Source organism: Streptomyces sp. CRCS-T-1, from assembly GCF_024442335.1.
Lineage (GTDB): Bacteria > Actinomycetota > Actinomycetes > Streptomycetales > Streptomycetaceae > Streptomyces > Streptomyces koelreuteriae.
On the sequence record NZ_CP101651.1, the window covers coordinates 5,433,002 to 5,450,115 of the forward strand.

General features: G+C 63.9%; 16 protein-coding genes and 2 pseudogenes. 10 read left to right on the top strand and 8 right to left on the bottom strand.

Annotation, left to right across the window (positions count from 1 at the left end; all coding sequences use genetic code 11):
* Positions 1-113 precede the first annotated feature (113 nt).
* Both NNW99_RS24650 and NNW99_RS24655 read right to left on the bottom strand, forming a co-directional pair.
* A complete protein-coding gene (locus tag NNW99_RS24650; protein WP_215121302.1) occupies positions 114-2,618 on the bottom strand; it encodes an FtsX-like permease family protein in 2,505 nt (834 codons plus the stop codon).
* A gap of 308 nt (positions 2,619-2,926) precedes the next feature.
* The gene (locus tag NNW99_RS24655) at positions 2,927-3,685 is read right to left on the bottom strand and encodes a GntR family transcriptional regulator (protein ID WP_255986525.1); all 759 of its coding nucleotides are present in this window, start codon (positions 3,683-3,685) and stop codon (positions 2,927-2,929) included.
* Between the two features lie 78 nt (positions 3,686-3,763).
* On the opposite strand from NNW99_RS24655, the gene NNW99_RS24660 reads away from it, so the two are divergent.
* The 4 genes from NNW99_RS24660 to NNW99_RS24675 all read left to right on the top strand — a co-directional run bounded on the left by NNW99_RS24660 (position 3,764) and on the right by NNW99_RS24675 (position 5,829).
* On the top strand, positions 3,764-4,042 hold the full coding sequence (locus NNW99_RS24660; protein ID WP_251058132.1) for a hypothetical protein: 279 nt from the start codon (positions 3,764-3,766) through the stop codon (positions 4,040-4,042).
* 523 nt (positions 4,043-4,565) lie between these two features.
* Entirely contained in the window at positions 4,566-4,790 is a 225-nt protein-coding gene (locus NNW99_RS24665; RefSeq protein ID WP_215121304.1) for a hypothetical protein, read from the top strand.
* Positions 4,787-5,530 carry a GntR family transcriptional regulator gene (locus NNW99_RS24670; protein ID WP_215121305.1) on the top strand — a complete coding sequence of 248 codons (744 nt, stop codon included), beginning with the start codon at positions 4,787-4,789 and terminating at the stop codon, positions 5,528-5,530. Before NNW99_RS24665 ends, NNW99_RS24670 begins: the two co-directional genes overlap by 4 nt.
* A complete protein-coding gene (locus NNW99_RS24675) occupies positions 5,527-5,829 on the top strand; it encodes a hypothetical protein (protein ID WP_215121306.1) in 303 nt (100 codons plus the stop codon). Before NNW99_RS24670 ends, NNW99_RS24675 begins: the two co-directional genes overlap by 4 nt.
* A 342-nt stretch (positions 5,830-6,171) precedes the next feature.
* Here NNW99_RS24675 and NNW99_RS24680 read toward each other — a convergent pair.
* Positions 6,172-6,444 (bottom strand): annotated as a pseudogene (locus NNW99_RS24680) (IS21 family transposase); the annotation flags it as partial.
* 484 nt (positions 6,445-6,928) lie between these two features.
* Between NNW99_RS24680 and NNW99_RS39180 the strand changes: the two are divergent.
* The 4 genes and pseudogenes from NNW99_RS39180 to NNW99_RS24695 form a co-directional block, all read left to right on the top strand.
* Positions 6,929-7,147, top strand: a pseudogene (locus NNW99_RS39180) (dsDNA nuclease domain-containing protein); the annotation flags it as partial.
* Between the two features lie 177 nt (positions 7,148-7,324).
* Complete coding sequence (locus NNW99_RS24685) at positions 7,325-8,116, top strand: hypothetical protein (RefSeq protein WP_370869220.1); 792 nt, start codon at positions 7,325-7,327, stop codon at positions 8,114-8,116.
* Positions 8,116-8,637, top strand: coding sequence for a hypothetical protein (locus tag NNW99_RS24690; protein WP_215121308.1), 522 nt, complete (start codon positions 8,116-8,118; stop codon positions 8,635-8,637). The genes NNW99_RS24685 and NNW99_RS24690 overlap by 1 nt, the downstream gene beginning before the upstream one ends.
* The gene (locus NNW99_RS24695) at positions 8,638-10,539 is read left to right on the top strand and encodes an AAA family ATPase (protein ID WP_215121309.1); all 1,902 of its coding nucleotides are present in this window, start codon (positions 8,638-8,640) and stop codon (positions 10,537-10,539) included. It abuts the gene before it with no gap.
* A 300-nt stretch (positions 10,540-10,839) separates the two neighbouring features.
* On the opposite strand, the gene NNW99_RS24700 is transcribed toward NNW99_RS24695, so the two are convergent.
* Together NNW99_RS24700 and NNW99_RS24705 are read right to left on the bottom strand one after the other, a co-directional pair.
* On the bottom strand, positions 10,840-11,502 hold the full coding sequence (locus NNW99_RS24700) for a hypothetical protein (protein ID WP_215121310.1): 663 nt from the start codon (positions 11,500-11,502) through the stop codon (positions 10,840-10,842).
* 299 nt (positions 11,503-11,801) lie between these two features.
* Positions 11,802-11,936 (bottom strand): hypothetical protein, encoded by a 135-nt coding sequence (locus NNW99_RS24705; protein ID WP_255986526.1) that lies wholly within the window; start codon positions 11,934-11,936, stop codon positions 11,802-11,804.
* Positions 11,937-13,154: 1,218 nt separating this feature from the next.
* Here NNW99_RS24705 and NNW99_RS24710 point away from each other — a divergent pair.
* A complete protein-coding gene (locus NNW99_RS24710; protein ID WP_215121311.1) occupies positions 13,155-13,382 on the top strand; it encodes a hypothetical protein in 228 nt (75 codons plus the stop codon).
* A gap of 134 nt (positions 13,383-13,516) precedes the next feature.
* On the opposite strand, the gene NNW99_RS24715 is transcribed toward NNW99_RS24710, so the two are convergent.
* From NNW99_RS24715 to NNW99_RS24725, 3 genes are all read right to left on the bottom strand, one after another.
* On the bottom strand, positions 13,517-14,311 hold the full coding sequence (locus NNW99_RS24715; protein ID WP_215121312.1) for a hypothetical protein: 795 nt from the start codon (positions 14,309-14,311) through the stop codon (positions 13,517-13,519).
* Positions 14,312-14,791: 480 nt separating this feature from the next.
* Entirely contained in the window at positions 14,792-15,316 is a 525-nt protein-coding gene (locus tag NNW99_RS24720) for a hypothetical protein (RefSeq protein ID WP_215121313.1), read from the bottom strand.
* A gap of 529 nt (positions 15,317-15,845) precedes the next feature.
* Positions 15,846-16,310: an NUDIX hydrolase gene (locus NNW99_RS24725; RefSeq protein WP_215121314.1), complete on the bottom strand. Its 465-nt coding sequence runs from the start codon at positions 16,308-16,310 to the stop codon at positions 15,846-15,848.
* Positions 16,311-16,328: 18 nt separating this feature from the next.
* On the opposite strand from NNW99_RS24725, the gene NNW99_RS24730 reads away from it, so the two are divergent.
* Entirely contained in the window at positions 16,329-17,108 is a 780-nt protein-coding gene (locus NNW99_RS24730; protein ID WP_215121315.1) for a GntR family transcriptional regulator, read from the top strand.
* Positions 17,109-17,114: the final 6 nt, after the last annotated feature.

A 17,114-nucleotide genomic window follows, 5' to 3' on the forward strand; every position in this document is an offset into this window, starting at 1 on the left:
ACTCCTTCCTCGGCCCACGGGCCTACGACCCACGGCCCACGGCCTTCCGGTCCCGTTCCAGGACCATGATCGGGCCTGAGACGGGCAGCGGGAAGTCCCCTCCCTCGGGGCGGTCAGGAGACGGCCCTGGCCAGACCCCCCGGCGTGGCCGCCGCGCTCCGCATGGCCAGCCGCCCGGCGACCGTGACCGTGGCGACGGCGACCACGACCGCGCCGAGGGCCAGCGCGGCCAACGGCCCGCCGGCCAGGGCCGGGACCGCGGAGCCGGTCACCGCGATGCTGAGCGGCACCAGCACCGACGCGCAGACTCCGGTGGCCAGCAGCAGCGCGACCACACAGGTGAGCGCGGCCTCCCACGCCAGCATGCGCAGGACCTGCGCGGACTGGGCACCGGCCAGGCGCAGCAGGGCGAACTCCCGTCGGCGGCCCGCCGTAGCCATGCTCAGGGTGTTGACGACGGCGATGGCCGTGAACACGTTGATCATGGCGAGCAGCAGCAGAACGAACAGGTCGGCCGCCGCGCCGGACTTCGCCTGGCCCGCCGTCTGGCTCTCCGCCGCTCCGTCACCGGTCCGCGCGCCCGGGAATTCCGCGGCCAGGGCCTTCAGCTCCCGCTCGACAGCGCTCCGATCGGCTCCGGGGGCCGTCCGTACGAGAACGGTGTCGTCCAGCGGGGTGGCGGCATGCCGGGCCGCCGAGGCACGGGGCAGCAGCGCGTCGGCGAAGTCCCGGTCGCGGGAGTAGACGGCCGCGACGCGGTACGTGTCCCGCCCACCGTCGTCCCAGTTCACCCGGACGCGATCGCCCACCGTGACACCCAGGCTGTGGGCCGCGCCGTCGCCGAGCGCCATGGACGAGTCACCGAGGCGGGCGAGCGAACCGGCGCGGACACCGAGGTCCAGAAGGCCGGGCACCGCTTCGGCCTGCATGGTGACGAGGCTTCCGCCGATGACGGCGGCGTCGTCCTCGCCCGGGTCCGCGTCGTTCCGGACGGCGTCCGCGCGGCTCAGCTCACCGTCCACGGACAACTGTCCGGAGGCCGCCGCCACACCGGGAAGCCGGGCGGCCCGCTCCGCGTAGCCCGGCGCGATGCCCGGCCCGGCCGAGGACACGACATGATCGGCGAGCAGCCGTTCCCGCTCCGCCTGCCGCGCGCCCTGCGACGCGATCAACGGCACGCAGAGCAGGGTGCCCGTGAGGGAGAGAGCGAGCACGAGCGGTGTCACGCCGGCGGCCAGCCGGGCGTTCTGCCTGAGGAGATTGCGGACCGCCAGCGCGCCGTCCCTGGGCAGCAACCACGTCACCGGAGCCAGGAACAGGGCACCCGCGACCCGGCAGATCACCGGCGCCAGCAGCGCCACCCCGATCATCAGGACGAGCACCATGCTCTCGGCCGTCCCACCGCCCCCGTCCAGCCGGCCGGTCGCCACCGCTCCCAGACAGCCGCCCGCCCCGGCGAACACACCCACCCCGAGCAGCACACGCCGCCGGCCGAGCCTCGGCGCCGGAGCGGCCGACTCGCGGAGCACCTCCACCGGCCGCACCCGCGACGCACGCCGCGCGGCGGCGAACGCCGCGAGCTGCGCCACCACGGCGGCCAACCCGACCGTCGCCCAGGGCGCGACCGGCCCCACGGACAGGGCGAACGACCCAGGCAGCACCTCCCCGTCCACCAGCACCCGATGCAGGAGCACGGCCACGCCGACCCCGCCCGGAACACCGAGGAGCGCGGCCGCCACCGTCACCAGCAGGACCTCCACCGCGATCATCCGGCGGATCTGCCCCTTGGTGGCCGCGACGGCCCGCAGCAGGCCGATCTCGGTCAGCCGTCCGGCGACCGCGAGCGTCAGCGTGCCGGAGACGACGAACCCCGCGACGAACAGCGACAGCACACCGAACGTCCCGACCAGCGAGGAGAGCACGGTCGCCGGCGACGGCACGTCCCAGAACTCCGCCTCGGCCCGCCCGCCACCGGAAGCGACCACGAGCCCTCCGGCGCTGTCCCCGTACAACGCCGCGACGGCCTTCTCCACCTCCCGCCGAAGCGCCTCCGTGTCTGCGGCCTTCCTCCCCAGGACACCCACGGCCCGCACCGGCTGGTCCGAGTCCGCGAGCCGCTCCGCCTCGCGGGAGGTATGGAACACGGCGTACTGGCGTTCCAGTTGCCGGCGCGTATCGGCCACACCCGAAACCCGATACGGGCGCAGCCCGTCAAGGCCCGCTATCCGTACGGTGTCGCCCACCCCGGCGCCGAGGCGCCCGGCCAGACTGCCGTCCAGCACGACCTCGGAGTCACCGTCAGGGGCGCGGCCCTGCCGCAGGGTGAAGGGACCGAGAACCGCGCTCTCCCACGAATGCCCCAGGGACGGCCCGTCCCAGGGCGCCTCGACCAGCCTGCCCGAGCCGTCCACCGCAGTGCTGGGGAAGGACAGTTCGGACACGGCCCGCTCGACGGACGGCAACCTCTCCAGCGCCGCCCGCAGCTCCCCGGCCCGCGGCACGAACGGCTGCCCGGCGACGACCACGTCCGTCCCCGCATAACGCTCGGCGGGCGCCCCGGCCCGGGCCCCCGACTCCAGCAGCACGGCACACGCCGTCGTCATGACCAGCGCCAGCACGAGAGCGACGAAACCGCCCGCCCAGCCGGCCCCGCGTCCCGAGAGAGTCCGCCACGCGATACGTAACAAGGGTGCCTTTCGCAGGGGGCGAGGCCTTCGCCCGAACCCGACCACCCACAAAAAACGCCCTCCCGAAGGAGGGCGGAGACTTGCGCCCCCGGCAGGACTCGAACCTGCGGCCAAGCGCTTAGAAGGCGCCTTGTGCGTCTCGTCTAACACCGCTGCTGACCTGCTTCTCTTCGGGCGTCGGGCGTCTCATCGATCGGCCTTCGACACGCATTCGACTTCGACAGGGGGCTGGGACAGGGTTAGTGACGGTTGATCGGGATCTCGTAGACGATCTCGCAATGAGCGGCGGGCACCACGATGTCCGCCGTCTCCACGGGCCGTCCGTCGTCGCTGTAGTACGTCCGCCGGATGTGCGTCACGAGCGCGGCCTTCTGGATACCGAGAAGTGACGCCTCCTCGGCGGTCGCCTGCCTCGGCTCCGGCTGCTCCACGGCGTGGCTGACGGTGACACCGATCGCGGCCATGCGGTTCACGACTCCCGCACCGGCGTGCGGTCCTCCCTCGGGGAGAAGGACGAGTGTGCCGGCGGTGAGGTCGTACGGCTCCCAACTCGTGGAGAGCTGCACCGGCTTGCCGTCTGCCAAGAACTCGTACGTCGTCCGGACGCACAGGTCGCCCTCGGCGATGCCGAGCCGCACCGCGATGTCCGCCGGAGCCGACACCTTGGCCTCGGTCCGACTTTCCCAGTCCCCTTGCCTGCCCACGGCCTTCATATCCGCGCGGAAGGGCGATCCGCTGGGCTGCTCCCGGGCTGACGACCGGACGACCCGCACCCGCTGCCGGGGCTCGGCGACGTACGTGCCCGAACCGGCGCGTCCCTCAAGCACACCCTGGGAAATCAGCAGCTCCTGAGCCTGGCGGACCACGTTCTCGCCCACCCCGCACTCCTGGCCGATCTGAGCACGGGACGGCAGGCGGTCACCGGGCTCCCACACGTGCTCCGAGATCCGCCGCCGGAGTTCGTCGGCGATGCGGAGATAGGGCGGCTGCTCAGGCATATGGAAAATCTAGTCCACTAGCTCTAATCTAGTTAACTAGCTTCACTGAAAGTGATCGCCGGTGACGGAGGCTGCCCTGTGCCCGCTTCGGGAGTTAGCGCGGCGGCCCTCGCTGCCCGGCTGTCCGACCTCGGACTTCCCGCGCGCATGGAGGAGCACGACCGGTACGCGTCGGTCCAAGCGGAGGTGCCGGAATCGCTCTCCGCCGACTTATGGCGGGAGGTCCTGGAAGTGGTGGCGGAGGCCGATCGGTTCGGGCTCCTCGCCACGAGCCTGAACGACCGCACCCTCTGGGCGGTCGTAAACAAGGCGGTCCCCACGACGGGCGATGTCGGGGGACCGAGCTATCAGCGATAGGAGCTGACCAGCGTGCTCAACCGTATCCGCCGTGCCGCCTCGCTCACCAGAGCGCGGTACTTCCCCAAGGGCAGGCACCGCCGCCCCTTACGGTCGTCCAGGCCGCTGGCGGCCCCCGTTCTCCCTGCGTCCGCCGACGCGTCGACGGTCCTCCTGGGCTGCTCTCCCGACACCGCGCGCCACCGTCACCCGCTCACGGGGGAGGACAACGCGCTTGTCCGCCCGTACGTGCTGGCTTGGGAGGGGCGAGTAGGGCCGCGCGAGGTGGTAGTCGCTTCACACTTGCCCGCTGAAGCCTGGTCGTCCCTCGCGGGAGTCAACTGATGACTCCTCGCCGACAGCCCCGCATCACAACGACTCAGCCCGTTCCCTACCGGTCGACCGAGTGCCGTATCGGCACGCACCGTGCTTGCGCGGAATCCTCCCCGGTCGCTGCACCAAGCGACCTGCCGGTTGTCGTCGAGACATGCGCCTGCCCGTGTCACTCGGCGTCCCACCACGCCACACCCGCGGAGGTGGAGCGGTGAGCGGCTGGGCACCCGGGGGCGCGCTGGCATCCAACGTCGAGGTCACCGCGGCCACCGTGCAGCGCGGTGACATCATCCAACTCGGCGGCACAGAATGCCGGGTGAGCGACCTCATCCAGCTACCCCAAGGCGGCAAGAAGCTCCTCTTCGAGTCCGGCGAGCTGCTGACCATACACGCGCGAACCCGCCTCGCAGCCGTTCGTATGCAGAGAAGGCGGTGATCGGGTCCGTGCCTTCACGCCATCAAGAAATCGCCGAAAATCTCCGGCACCAAATCACGACCGGGCACATCAAGCCGGGCGAACGTCTTCCGTCAGAAGCCGGCCTGGCCGACCGGTACAAGGTCAGCACGGTGACACTGCGGAGAGCCCTCGCCGTGCTTCAGGGAGAAGGCCTCGTTGAGAAGATCCACGGCAGGGGGAACTTCGCTCGTCGTCCGCCCCGCAAGATCCTCTACGTCGGGGGATGGGGAACGCTGGACCCGTGGACCGCCGCTGAAACGGCCCTGCGCGTCAGCGTTCGCACCAACACGGTTCCAGCACAGGGGCACCTGACGACCTTGCTGTCAGTGCCGACGGGTAGCCCTCTCGCTGAGTTCCTTTGCACCAGTCACGAGGGAGAGTCACCGCACGGACTGGCCCGCATCTACATCCCGCGCGACCTGGCACCCGCCGGAGTGCTGGACGACGAATTCCCGTGGCGGGAGACGGCTACGCGCTTTGCCGTTCTGAGCTCGCCGCCGGCGCTTGTCCGCGAAAGGGTATCTGCCCGCCCACCGTCACCGGACGAAGCATCGGCCCTGCGGATCGGCTCCGCCGCGCCAGTCGTCGCCATCACACGCATCGCGACCGACACGACCGGGCGAGTCGTCGAGGCCGCGCTTCTGGTGTTCCCGGGGGACCGCGTCGACGCCGTCTTCACCACCCACTCCGTGACCGACGAGAGGCAGAAGCAAGGATGACGGCACCGAACGAATTGCGACTCCTCCCGTGGTCGGGACCGGAGGGCAAGCCCTGCTACCTGAGCACCGACGGCAACGGCGGCTACATGTCCCGCCTGGCGGACAACATCGAAGCGGTGCAACTGGGAACGGCAGCCGAGCTGCTGGAAGAGGCCTCAGACACCCTCGTCGACCAGGAGGCGGGCCCGGAAGACCTGCGATGGTTGGCGAAGGAATTGACGGGGGCCTTGCGAGACGTGCTCCGCGTCGCGACCAGCCGCGGTCAACTCCTGGAGGTGAGCGAACCCCACCGCTCCTAGGCACCAGCCGCAAACCGCACCTGCCGAGAACATCCTTCCGTACGCGTCAATGGCGGAGAGAAGTCCGGTCATCTATCCGGGCTTCTCTCACCATTGCGTCGTCCGGGCCAGAATCGGCGACACACGGCTCCGGAGGCCGCTTGGGTCTCAGACAACGCAGCAGGTCACAGCCCTGCACGCGGCAGATCAGCCGAGGAGAGTCCGCAGATAGGCCACGGCTGGCTGAGCACCGCTTCATGAATGCGCGAGGCTAGAGAAGGCTCAAGAGCGTCGCTTGGCCGGCATTGAAGCCTTCATGCTGGCGACGAGTGCGTGGATGGACTGACTCACCTACATCCAGCAGAGGATGGTCATGCCCCTCTCCCAGCCGATCCGCTCGGCGATCACCGCAGCGGGCATGGTCGGAGTCTCCCGCAGCAGTTCCCGGATCTGCGTCTCGACCGCGTCGACGGCCGAACCCTTGGCCGGCCGCTGGTACTTGGGCGGCCGGTCGCTGGCCAGGGCACGCTTGAGGGCGTTCTTCGAGATGCCGAGATGCCGTGCGATCGACCTGATCGGCATCTGCTCGGTCCGGTGCAGCCGACGGATCTCTGCCCAGTCCTCCACGAGGGTCACCTTCCCTCCTGACCTTGATCACCAAGGCCTGAGTCAGACGAAGATCACCAAGTAGGTCACTTTTGATCCGCCGTCAGATGGTCAGCGTTCGGCCGTCGTTGAGACCTTCGCGGAAGTCTGAGATTCACAGCCTTTGAACTACGGTGAAGCGCCTTCGCCGGGGTGAGCCCAAGCCACCGTCCACACCTCGTCCCGATCGCGTCAACAGCGGACCGGGCGTCAGGCCGCTAGATCACCACCCAGCCCATCCTTCGATGCAGTGCTGGAGGCGACGAGAGCCGCTCCGCCCTGGGGAGCACGCGTGACAGACGATCAGTCCCATCAAACGGGGCGCGCCCCCGGTTCTTAACCCGGTTGAACGGGACGTAGGTTCGCCATGCAGCAATCACGACTCTCCCCCTCTAGCTTCGCTGAACGTGATCGCGTAACTTCTGAAGGTCACGAGAGGTTTGGGGGAACAGGCTTGGACGTGCCATGGGAGCTCATGCATGAGCCCATCGAGGACAGCGGCAGTGATACCGCAGATCGGTATCGATACCAATACCAAGTCATCGCGCGACACTGCTGCGAGTTTGACAATAGCGAGCTTCTTTGGGCTCTTTGCGAGTGGCACACCGACTACATACTCGCACTGTCGGGACACCGCTTCATCCTAGTGAGCGTCAAACATCGCGAAAGAAGTAAAGGGAACTGGACTCTCACGAGTCTCTGCGACGACGGAGGGCTTAACACTCTCCGCGCCAGGTGGGAAGAGTGCAGAAAGCCAGATCAAGTTCGGCTGGCGACTAACGGTGCCCTGGACCGTAGAGCGAAGCAACTAGCCAAAGCTTGCGCTACGGGCGATGCTAAACTCCTCAAAGATTTTTCCGAGGAACTTCAGGTGAAGCTCGGATGCGCGACTCCGCACGACGCATTTGAATTCTTGATGCGTTTGAGGGTGGAAGCTGAACTCGCCCCACGGAAGCACATCAGGGCAATTAATATCGAGTCCCATGTTCGGCCCATGTTGAGGCGTCAAGGGAAACGAAACCTTGAGGCAGGGCGGGTTTACGACTCCATCGTACAAGTCGTTGAGGAAGCTTCTCGCTCTGTAGCAGATAACCGAGAAGATGTTACGTGGACTCTTTCGCGTTTCAACTCCCTGGACCACGACACTCTCAGAGAGGAAGACATCGCGCGGCGCCTCATCACTGCCGAACACGTAGCAAAGGCCGTCGATCGTGTGCCCAAGTTTGACAACCCTCTGCTACAGACTCACCTCACTCCTAACGGTCAAACAGAGACCCGACTAGCAAAGAAGCTGCGGCAAGGCGGAATCGGTGAGACGGGGATTCAATCGGCTCGCAGAACGAGACGCTCTTGGACGACTTTTGCCGCCCAGTACAGGTCCCCTTTGCCTCTTGAAGGCGACCTGGTAGACGATCTCACCACTCGCGTTCTTCACGAAGCCGCGATGGCTGAGGCGGAGAGTTTTAGCCCTAACGCGACATATGGTCGGGAGATGCTCAGGATACTGCACGACAGGCTCACTCCTAACAGCATCGGAGCGCCTTCCGAAATAGATCTGGATCGTCTTCACCTTCTCGGCCTTGCCTACCAACTCACCGATGAGTGCAAGATCTGGTGGTCACCAGAGTTCGATCTCTCTGATGACGAAGAGGAGGTTGCCTGATGCGTGCCGATGAGAATCTCGAATATCACTTGGCGCGTCTCCTCATCCTTCTTCATCATTTTGGAAAACCGAAATCTAAAGGGCTCGATGGACTAACCAAGCTTGCAAAGCTGGATTTCCTACTCAGGTATCCATCGTTCACGGATCACCTGCTTTCCTCCCGAGGAGCCAGTTGGCCGCTTGGCTGCGAACCGAACGCCGACGAACTCAATGCAGTGGAAAGTAGAATGATCCGCTACAAGTACGGACCATGGGACCATCGCTATTTTTCATTGCTAGGCAGACTTGTCGGATACGAGCTAGCCGAAACCGTAAACGGGAAGGGGCGCATTTCCATTCGCCTTACCGAAAAGGGTGACGCCCTGGCCACTCAGTTAGCTGCGACTTCAGATTGGCGTATCACATACGAGAGATCAGAAATGTTGCGACGCAATTTCAACCTGTCGGGAAACAAGCTGAAGCAGATGATCTATGAATCACTTCCCGACGCAGTAGACCGCCCACATTGGGAGGCGATCTAATTGGGTGCCACAATTCGAATCCATCAACTAGCCATCAAGACTCGCACCGACCAAGCCGTATTCCCATTTAGCGACCAGGTCACAGTGGTAACTGGGAGCATCGGCGTCGGGAAAAGCAGCCTCCTTGAGCTACTAAAATTTGGGCTCGGCGCCACGTCCGCTAAACTCATGCCGGCAGTGGAGCAAAATGTTACCGCGGTTGAGGTGCAGGTAACCCTCGGGAGTCGTCGTTACAGGCTGATCAGAGAAGTAGGTCAAAACACTGTTGACGTGGTCGACCATGCAACAGGTGAATTGATCGGACCTTGGTCCACGACCAACCGAAAATACATGCCAAAGGCCAGCCAGGAACTGCTAGCCGCCCTCGGTCTACCTGCTGACCTAAGAATCCCGAGGAAGCGAACCAAGCCTACAAGCGAAACGGTGGGAGTAAGTTTCTTTGATCTATATAAATACATTTACCTAGGTCAAAATGACATTGACACACAGGTTGTAGGGCATGCCAACTCTCACCTCGACCTCAAGCGTCGGGCAGTCTTTGAGCTGGTCTACGGATTGAATTCTCCGGAGCTAATCGATCTGGCGATCCTGAAAGGGAAATGGGCTGATAGGGCTGCTCAGCTCAAGTCAAGGGCGGAGGCTATCAAGGACTTCTTGGCCCAGGCCGACGAACCTGAACTAGAGCAACTCGAGCAACTAGAGCAGGACACTAGGCGGGCACTGGAAGAAGCAACTTCCCTGCTCGATAACGTGCGTAACGAGAGCGGCGCGGTCCTGGAAGCCCAGCGAAGCACACGACAGCGCGTAAGCCAGCTCAGAGGCCAGTTGGGCGAGCTAATCGCGGTACGCGATGCCACTGCCGCTGATGTTCGCAAGAGCGGATCATTGATGGCACAACTACGTCTCGATCAGCAGGCATTGCAACGGGCTGATGTCGCACATCGGGCGCTGAGTGGACTCGAATTCGCGTCATGTCCCCGATGCCTGCAAGATGTTAGGGATCGCGAGGTTGCGAGCGGGCACTGTCTGCTGTGCACGCAGCCTGAGGAAGCTTCAAGTGAATTCGACAGCGGAGAGCTAAAACGGCTTGCAGCGCAGATCAGTGAGACCCAGTCGCTACTGAAGGAGGATGAGGAATCTCTAGAACTCCAGCAGGCCAAAGTACGGCAGGTCGAGGAAGATCTGGCTGAATTGACGATGGAGCTGGAGCGCACTGCCTCAGTATTAATTAGCCCGCAACTTGAAGAGGTTCAAGGGCTGGCCATGGAAATTGCACGCTATGAAGCCCAACTTGAAAAGATTGAATCTTCTGCGGCACGCTGGAGTAACTATCAGAGTTCGGTTGATGCGGCGAGCGATGCCGAGGAGGAGGCAACCCGGGTAGCTCGGCAAGAAGCGGCACTTCAAGAAGACCTGTCTAGCAATCAGTCACGGATCAATGATCTTTCGCTCGTATTCAATGAAATCGTTGGCGCACTACAGCTTCCTTGGTATATGAGCGCCAAGATTGACGAGGCCACATACCTACCCATTGTTAACGGTGCGAAGTTCGACGACCTGTCAGTGGGTGGCGCCCGAAAGACGATCGTCAACCTTGCCTATCACCTAGCAAACCTGAAATATGGGCTCTCTCACGCAGATACCCTCTATCCAACCCTATTGATCATCGATAGCCCTCGGAAAAATATTGGGCAGACTACAGATGATTCAATTGTTGGTGAGAAGGTGTACGAGTACATCATGCATCTCCGGGCGGAGTTTGAGGGATCATTCCAAATGATCATCGCTGACAATGATGTCCCTACGGGAACCCCAGAGGGATACGCCGAATTGCACTTCACCTACGACGCACCGTTGGTTCCGGGTGTCAGTCATCCAGGTGAAGGAGTGGAAACAGTCTGATCAGGAGTTCTCCTGTTCGCGAGGCCCGAGCGGTGCGGCCGGCCCGCAGACGCGAGCGCGGCAGGAGAGCTGGCTTGGTCACCACTGGCAGAAGGCGACAGATGCGTCGTCTCCTGCCTTGTAGCGTGGCCACCGGCGCCCAGTGGGATCCGTTTGCTTCAACCTTGCGGACATGAGCCCGGTGATGACGCAATCCAGGAAAGAGCGCCATCAGCTTGGGAAGCTGCGGGCACTTGAGGCGACTTGGGACGCTGACCTGTGCGAACGGCCATGGCACGGCCCCGTTGAGCTTGACTGCGTTCACCGTGATTCCCCGCTGTTCCCCGCCCGATCTGGTGCGCTTGTGGTGCGGGCTTGAGAGGCTGAGCGGTCGCGCTCAGCCCACACGCGACTCTGGGGAGGCCTCCGAGGTGCCACAACCTGTCCGCGAACCTTCATCCAAAACCGGAGCTGCGCCTGAGAACTCGCGAGTCCTAGTTCAAGCTCGACGTAGGCGTTCCTTGCTCTGCTGAGGGCTGTGATCGCCTCACCGATGAGATCGGGTTGCCAGGCATCACGTAGAGCCTTCTGACTCTCAGGAGGCGCCATCAGGCGTTCTAGCGCTTCGATGGCCTCATTCACCGACGCCTCACGTGCGAAGGGCGGAAGCGCCGCTACCTCAACACGCGCCCGCCCGATTGGATCAAGAATGGGAAGAATGAATGTCTCTCTCGCGTCGTAGTCGGTGACATCGAAGTCCGCTGAACGAACCACGTACCGATTCGCAGCGTCGGCGGCTTGGATCAATTGATCAAGAGCAGTTGCGAACCGTGCTTCGTTGAGCTTGGCGATCTCTAGTCGGGCCTCCCATCTGATGCGATCACGCGCAACGCCGCGTTGTGTCCAGCGCGTCACGCCACCAACGATCAGTGCAGCCCCACTAGTGAACAAGGGGCCGGCAACAGAGATGGAAGAGAGGTCCATCGAAGCATCATGACGGAGCATCCCGTCGTGCGGGATCGTTACCGTGCACCACAAGACGGCACATCGAGGGCCCGCAAGTGCGCTCGCGGGCCCTCTGCTCTGGTTGAGTGGTGAAGGTCTTGGAAGACGGACCTCTTCGTCCCGGAGCAACTTGGGTGGGGCTTCTACCTTGGGCGGTCGTGCCCCCGACCTGCTCTGACGGTCTGCAGACGTCCGTGTTCGTCCGCCGCTGTTCGTCGGCGTTGTCACGCAGTTAGACACTCACCCTGGCGACTTGGGCTGCGGCATGGCTGCACTCGTCAGCTCTGCAAGTGGCTGGCCCATGCGACCTTGATCTGCTCGCCCTGCTCGGCAGTGATGATGCCAGCTTCCATCGCCACGGCCACGAGATCGGTGCCGGCCGCGAGCTTGAGGGCGCTGAAGGCATCGTTCATGCGATCGGCGTTTCTGGGTGTTCCAACGTGCCCAGGTTCCAAGTCACCTGGGAGGAAGTTCGCGACCTCTCCGTCGTGGCTCTCAAAGGCAGCTTCGTCCATCCTCACATGGACCCGTTTGGTACCGATGGTGACGACGGTTCCGTGTGACCCATGGTGGTACAGGGGCCTGTCGCTTGGCGCTTTGACCGTGACCTTGTCTCCGACCTTGAAGCTACTCAGGGTCCTTCCGCTGCCGAGCATGCGCGTCCCCCCTCTAGGACATGTGGATCAAGAAGCACTTCATACCGTCCCTCTGCCCTACTTGTACACCTCGCTCTGCCGCCGCGTGGACGAGGGACCAGTCCGCCAACTTCCGCCCGCCATGGAGGAGGTACAGAAGCACCGCTTTAGGAGTTCGATCTTCCCTCGGCGTAAACAGGGCTCGTCTCGTAAACCGGCGTCGTCCAGGGCCGCCGTGCGCTGCTGTCGTTCAGGGTTGTTGATGTCAGCGTTGGATGTCACCGAAGCACCTCGAGCACCGGACAAGCACAGACGTACGGTTCGGTGCCCTCGACGAACGGCATCTAAGCCCAGGCACCTGACGTGCCCACCGCACGCCTTACAGGACGCCCTTTAGGCCTGGGCAGGTCATGGCATGCGCGTACCTCTTGTGGGTGACCGACGGGAACTGACGCAAAGTCACGGACGTCTCCCGAGCAGCCGGATGAGGCGCTACCGTGCTTCTGAGCCCTGCCGACGGGGAGGGCTGGCGTCTCGCTGCAAGCAGCTGGGCGAGGCAACTTATGGAGGCGTGTGGTTACGCCTCGTGGAGTTATTGGCTTGCAGGCGGGGGGAGGTAAACGCCATGCGGGACCCTCCGTGACCTGGTCAGAGTAGCCAGATCCGCGCTCTCCGTGAAAAGGCCGAAGTGCTTATATTAACCCTAGGGGCTTTCACCTTATTCCAGGGACCTACAGGCGCCAGTTAGGTCCCGTTCTTTGGTATTGGTGGAGTCGTGGTTGAAGCCCGGCTGGATGATTCCCTTCCCTGAATACATTGTTGTTAGGTGTCGGCAACTTCCCTGCGGACAGAATGCGTCAGCTCGGATCTTCTATTTTTAGTTCGCACTGTCGCGGTGCCGTGTGCATGCAAATCGGAGGCTTCTTCATGCATTCGAAAATTTACATTGCCTCCCGAAAAGGGTGATAACCGTGAACTTTCTAAGGAGCAATCGCTATGAACCCCACATCCCTCTACGAACGTAGCAAGACCGCGTTTCTGGCCGTTATGAACCTGCTCTGGGTCACTATCTCAGTCGGCTTGGCGTCAGGCTGGGGCGCAAGTATGGCAGGCAAGGAATGGACTGACGCCGTCGGCGTGGCATTTACGGCGTCTACAGCAGTAGGCATGCTGCTGACTGGCGTTGCCAGCCTGATCTACGTCATCAGGCAGCATCGCCCGTAATCCTCCCTGTTAGGTGCGCACCTACATACTCATAACGCCAGTGAGGATGGGCCCCGAGGCGGACGCGCCTCGGGGCTTCTTCATGCGCACGAAGACACGGAGAGAAACCAGTCCGGCCGGCCCCACGCCTGCGGTCATGTAGCGATGCGCTCGACCTCGCTGAGGTTTCGCATGATCTCAAGCAGGGCAACGACGACCTCATGGGTTGCGTCTGCGTCCCTCCGCAGTGTCGCGATTGACTTCTCAAACTGCGAAGTCGGCGGGCCGGGGATGTCTGGCTCCAGTGGGTCGAACACCTGACGCGTACGACGGAGCTTGCGCATTGGCACAGCACTCAAGTTAGCGAGTTGCTTGCCGGACTTTCGTAGATCCGTGTACGCGTCCGGCCTCATCCACTGCCCTCCCACCTCTTCCAGGCGAGGTCGCACGTCGCGATCGAGTCGTTCCCAGTCCTGAGCTACTTGATCAAGCCAAGCTTGTTGCGCCTCGCCACTTAGCGAGAATGCCTGCTGGATTGCGGTCTCTCTGGCATCGAAGAACCGAGCGATCGCGCTGACATACGCCCGCCGCTGCGGATCCGTCGAGGGTAGGCCCGTGTTGAGCCGCTGGCGAAGCTTGGCGTTCTCAGTGCGCAGCCGGATGAGATCAGTCATGGCTTGCTGCGGATTCGAGTGGGCGAATCCTTTGAGGCTGGTCGCTCGAAAAAGTCGCGCGGCCTCCAGGCCGCGACGAATGGCTGCCCTTCGGTTCGCGGCATCGGCCTGCATCGATCCCAGGTGTGAGAGAACGACCAAGGCGAAAGGAACACCAAGAAGTAGCCCAGTGAAACTCGACAGGAGGTTGGTCAGGAACGCGCGGTTGTCCCACCAATGGTGTGCGTCGCCGTAGAGCCCGAGAAGGAGCGCCGTGAGCCAGGCGGGTACAGCCACGTAGACCACCCACCGAATAGCCGGGGGCGTGTCCTTCCACCATTCCCGGACTCTGCCACTCACAGAGAGCACCCCCTCGATGCGGTCGCCACGTGACACTACCCCGATCACTAATCACATAGCAGACATTGAAGGGGATTGAGCAGGACGCTGCTCGCCGGGCTCTGGCTGACGGCGTGAAGCCCTGCCCGCAGGGCCGACTCGGCCCGAAGATTCGTGATCTGCCCAGGTGGCTGTGGAGCGGTGAGACATCCACGGTCGGTCTTGAAAACGTCGTGGCAGCGATGTCACCGTGGGTTCAAATCCCACCGCCTCCGCGTGGTGAGCAGTGAGAACGCCCCCTGACCAGGTAGATCGGTCAGGGGCCGTTGTACTGCGTGCTGTCCGTGAGTTGTCGCCATTCCCCGGTGTTACCCGCTCGATCGGGCACGGCTGGGGCACACGCGAAGCATGCTGCGCGGCAGGGCATGCGCGCCGGTGTCAGTCTGAAGGTGGTCGTCGACTTCCTCGTCGGGGCTGCCCATCGACGTGATGCCGATACCAGTCCGTTACCTGTGCGCTCAGCATGGCGAAGTCGGCTCCAAGCTCCATGAGCTTCTCTGCTTGCATCGGGTGCTGATCGATACCGCCGTCTCGACGGTTGTTCGTCCAGACCTCGCTGTGCTCCGTGTTGATGACGCGTATGCCGTGGACGTACTTGTTGCGCTCCCTGAACGCGGTGCGGCACTTGCCGGATATCTCGGCCATTTCTCGCGCGGCTTCCTCTGAGACCGCCCCAACGTCCAAGATTCGCTTGATGGCGTCGAGCAAGCCGGAGGCCTGCAGGCCAGCTGTGACAAGGGTCGCGTACCGTCCCCCGACCGATCGTCGAACCGTCTGATGGAGGAAAAACTCCAGGCTGGCGGCTTGGTGGACCATAAAGCCAAGGGCTAGATCAAGCTCCTTCTGCTCTGGGTTTGCTTCCCAGAGGCGACGGTATGCGTCAACGTCTCCGCGTTCTGCCATGGATGGGAGTCTGACGTACACCCAGTCCTCAGGGCATCGGTTTTGGAGCCTCGTGCTGGCGCTTGGTATGGCGCCCCTCAAGCCCTGCCAGGACCCCTTCACCCACCACTCACCCCAGCTCCCATCCCGTCTGCCGTCGACCCACACACCGTGGAGCGGGCGTGGTTCCTGGCGTCCAGGTGGAGCGCGCCACTGTACGAACGACCTGGACGCCAGGGGCCGCGTCTGCTCGGCTCTGCCTGGGTCGATGGCAGACGGGATGGGAGCTCCCCGCGCACGCCACTACTCCGGCCGGCACTCGCAAGCGGCCCCGCCATCTCGGAGCCTGAGCGCCCCCGCCGGAGGCATGCTTTGAGAGTTGCCGCGCTCAGCGGCTTTCGACTCATGACCCGGCCTGTTTCACATGCGGGCGCGCGTCGGCGCAGCCCGGGCGGAGCGGGCCGAAGGCAGGAGCGGCGCCCGGAGCGGAGCCGGGAAGCGCGCCCGGCGGAGCGGAGCGCAGCCGGGGCTTGATGGAGTAGAGAAGGTCTTATCCCGCTGGGATTAGGCGCTTGCCGTCGTGGCTTCGTACGTGGGGGCCGTTGCCGTCCAAAGCATCCAAGAGCCTGACTGCGAAGACCTCGGACATGCGCTCGCTGACCTCGTCGGGCGTGAGCCAGGAGACTGCCGTGGACTCGCTTGACGTGCGTTCGGTGCCGCCCGAGGGCTTGCAGCGGAAGACCAGGGCCACGATGCCGCGGGTCAGGTTCTTGTAGACGCCGGTCAGTTCGTCCACCTCGACGTGGATACCCGTTTCCTCCAGGACCTCGCGGGCTACGCCGGCCTCGGGGGTCTCCTTGAGTTCGAGGATGCCGCCGGGGAGTTGCCAGGTGCCGTTGTCGGCTCGGCGGATCGCCAGGAGGTGGCCGTCCTCGCGCACCACTACTCCGGCCACGGATACGGAGTGCAGGGGGGACGGTGACGCTTCCTGTGATTGACTCATGTAGAGGAGCATAGGAGGCAGGGAAGGACTATGGGAACTGCGGCTGGAGGGGTCGGTTCCGGGCCTCGGTACGTACAGATCGCGGAAGAGATCGTGCAGCAGATCCGGGCGGGGGTTCTCAAGCCTGGAGACATGGTGCCGAGTGAGTCCGAGCTGGTGGAGCGCTACGGCGTGTCCGGCGGGACGATCCGTAAGGCCATGGTCGAGGTCCGGGGGAGTGGGCTGGTCGAGACCCGGCATGGCAAGGGCTCGATCGTGAAGAACCGGCCTCCCGTGCGGCATCGCTCCTCCGATCGCTTCCGGCGGTCGCTTCGGCAGGGAGGGCAGGCGGCCTACCTCGCGGAGTCCGCCCAGTCCGGCGCCACCGCCAAGGTCAGCGTCCTCTACATCGGGCCTATGGAAGCGCCCGAGGATGCCGCCGAACGTCTGGGTGTCCCCGCCGGCTCGCAGGTCCTGGCCCGTCGGCGCCTCTACTTCCGCAACGGCACCCCGGTCGAGACCGCCTCCTCCTACCTCCCCTGGGAGGTCGTGAAGGAGATCCCGGAGCTTTTCGCCGAGAACCCCGGTGGGGGTGGCATCTACGCCCGACTCGAAGAGCACGGGCATGAGTTCGCGGAGTTCGTCGAGACGCTGCAAGCGCGGCCGGCCTCCAAGGCGGAGGCCTCGGAGCTGGCGCTGAGCCCGGGTGCGCCGGTGGTTCACCTGATCCGGGAGGCCCGTACGACCGAGGGTCTCGTGGTCGAGGTGTGCGACACGCTCATGGCCGCTGACCAGTTCGTTTTCGAGTATCGGATCCCCGCCGCCGACTGACGCCCG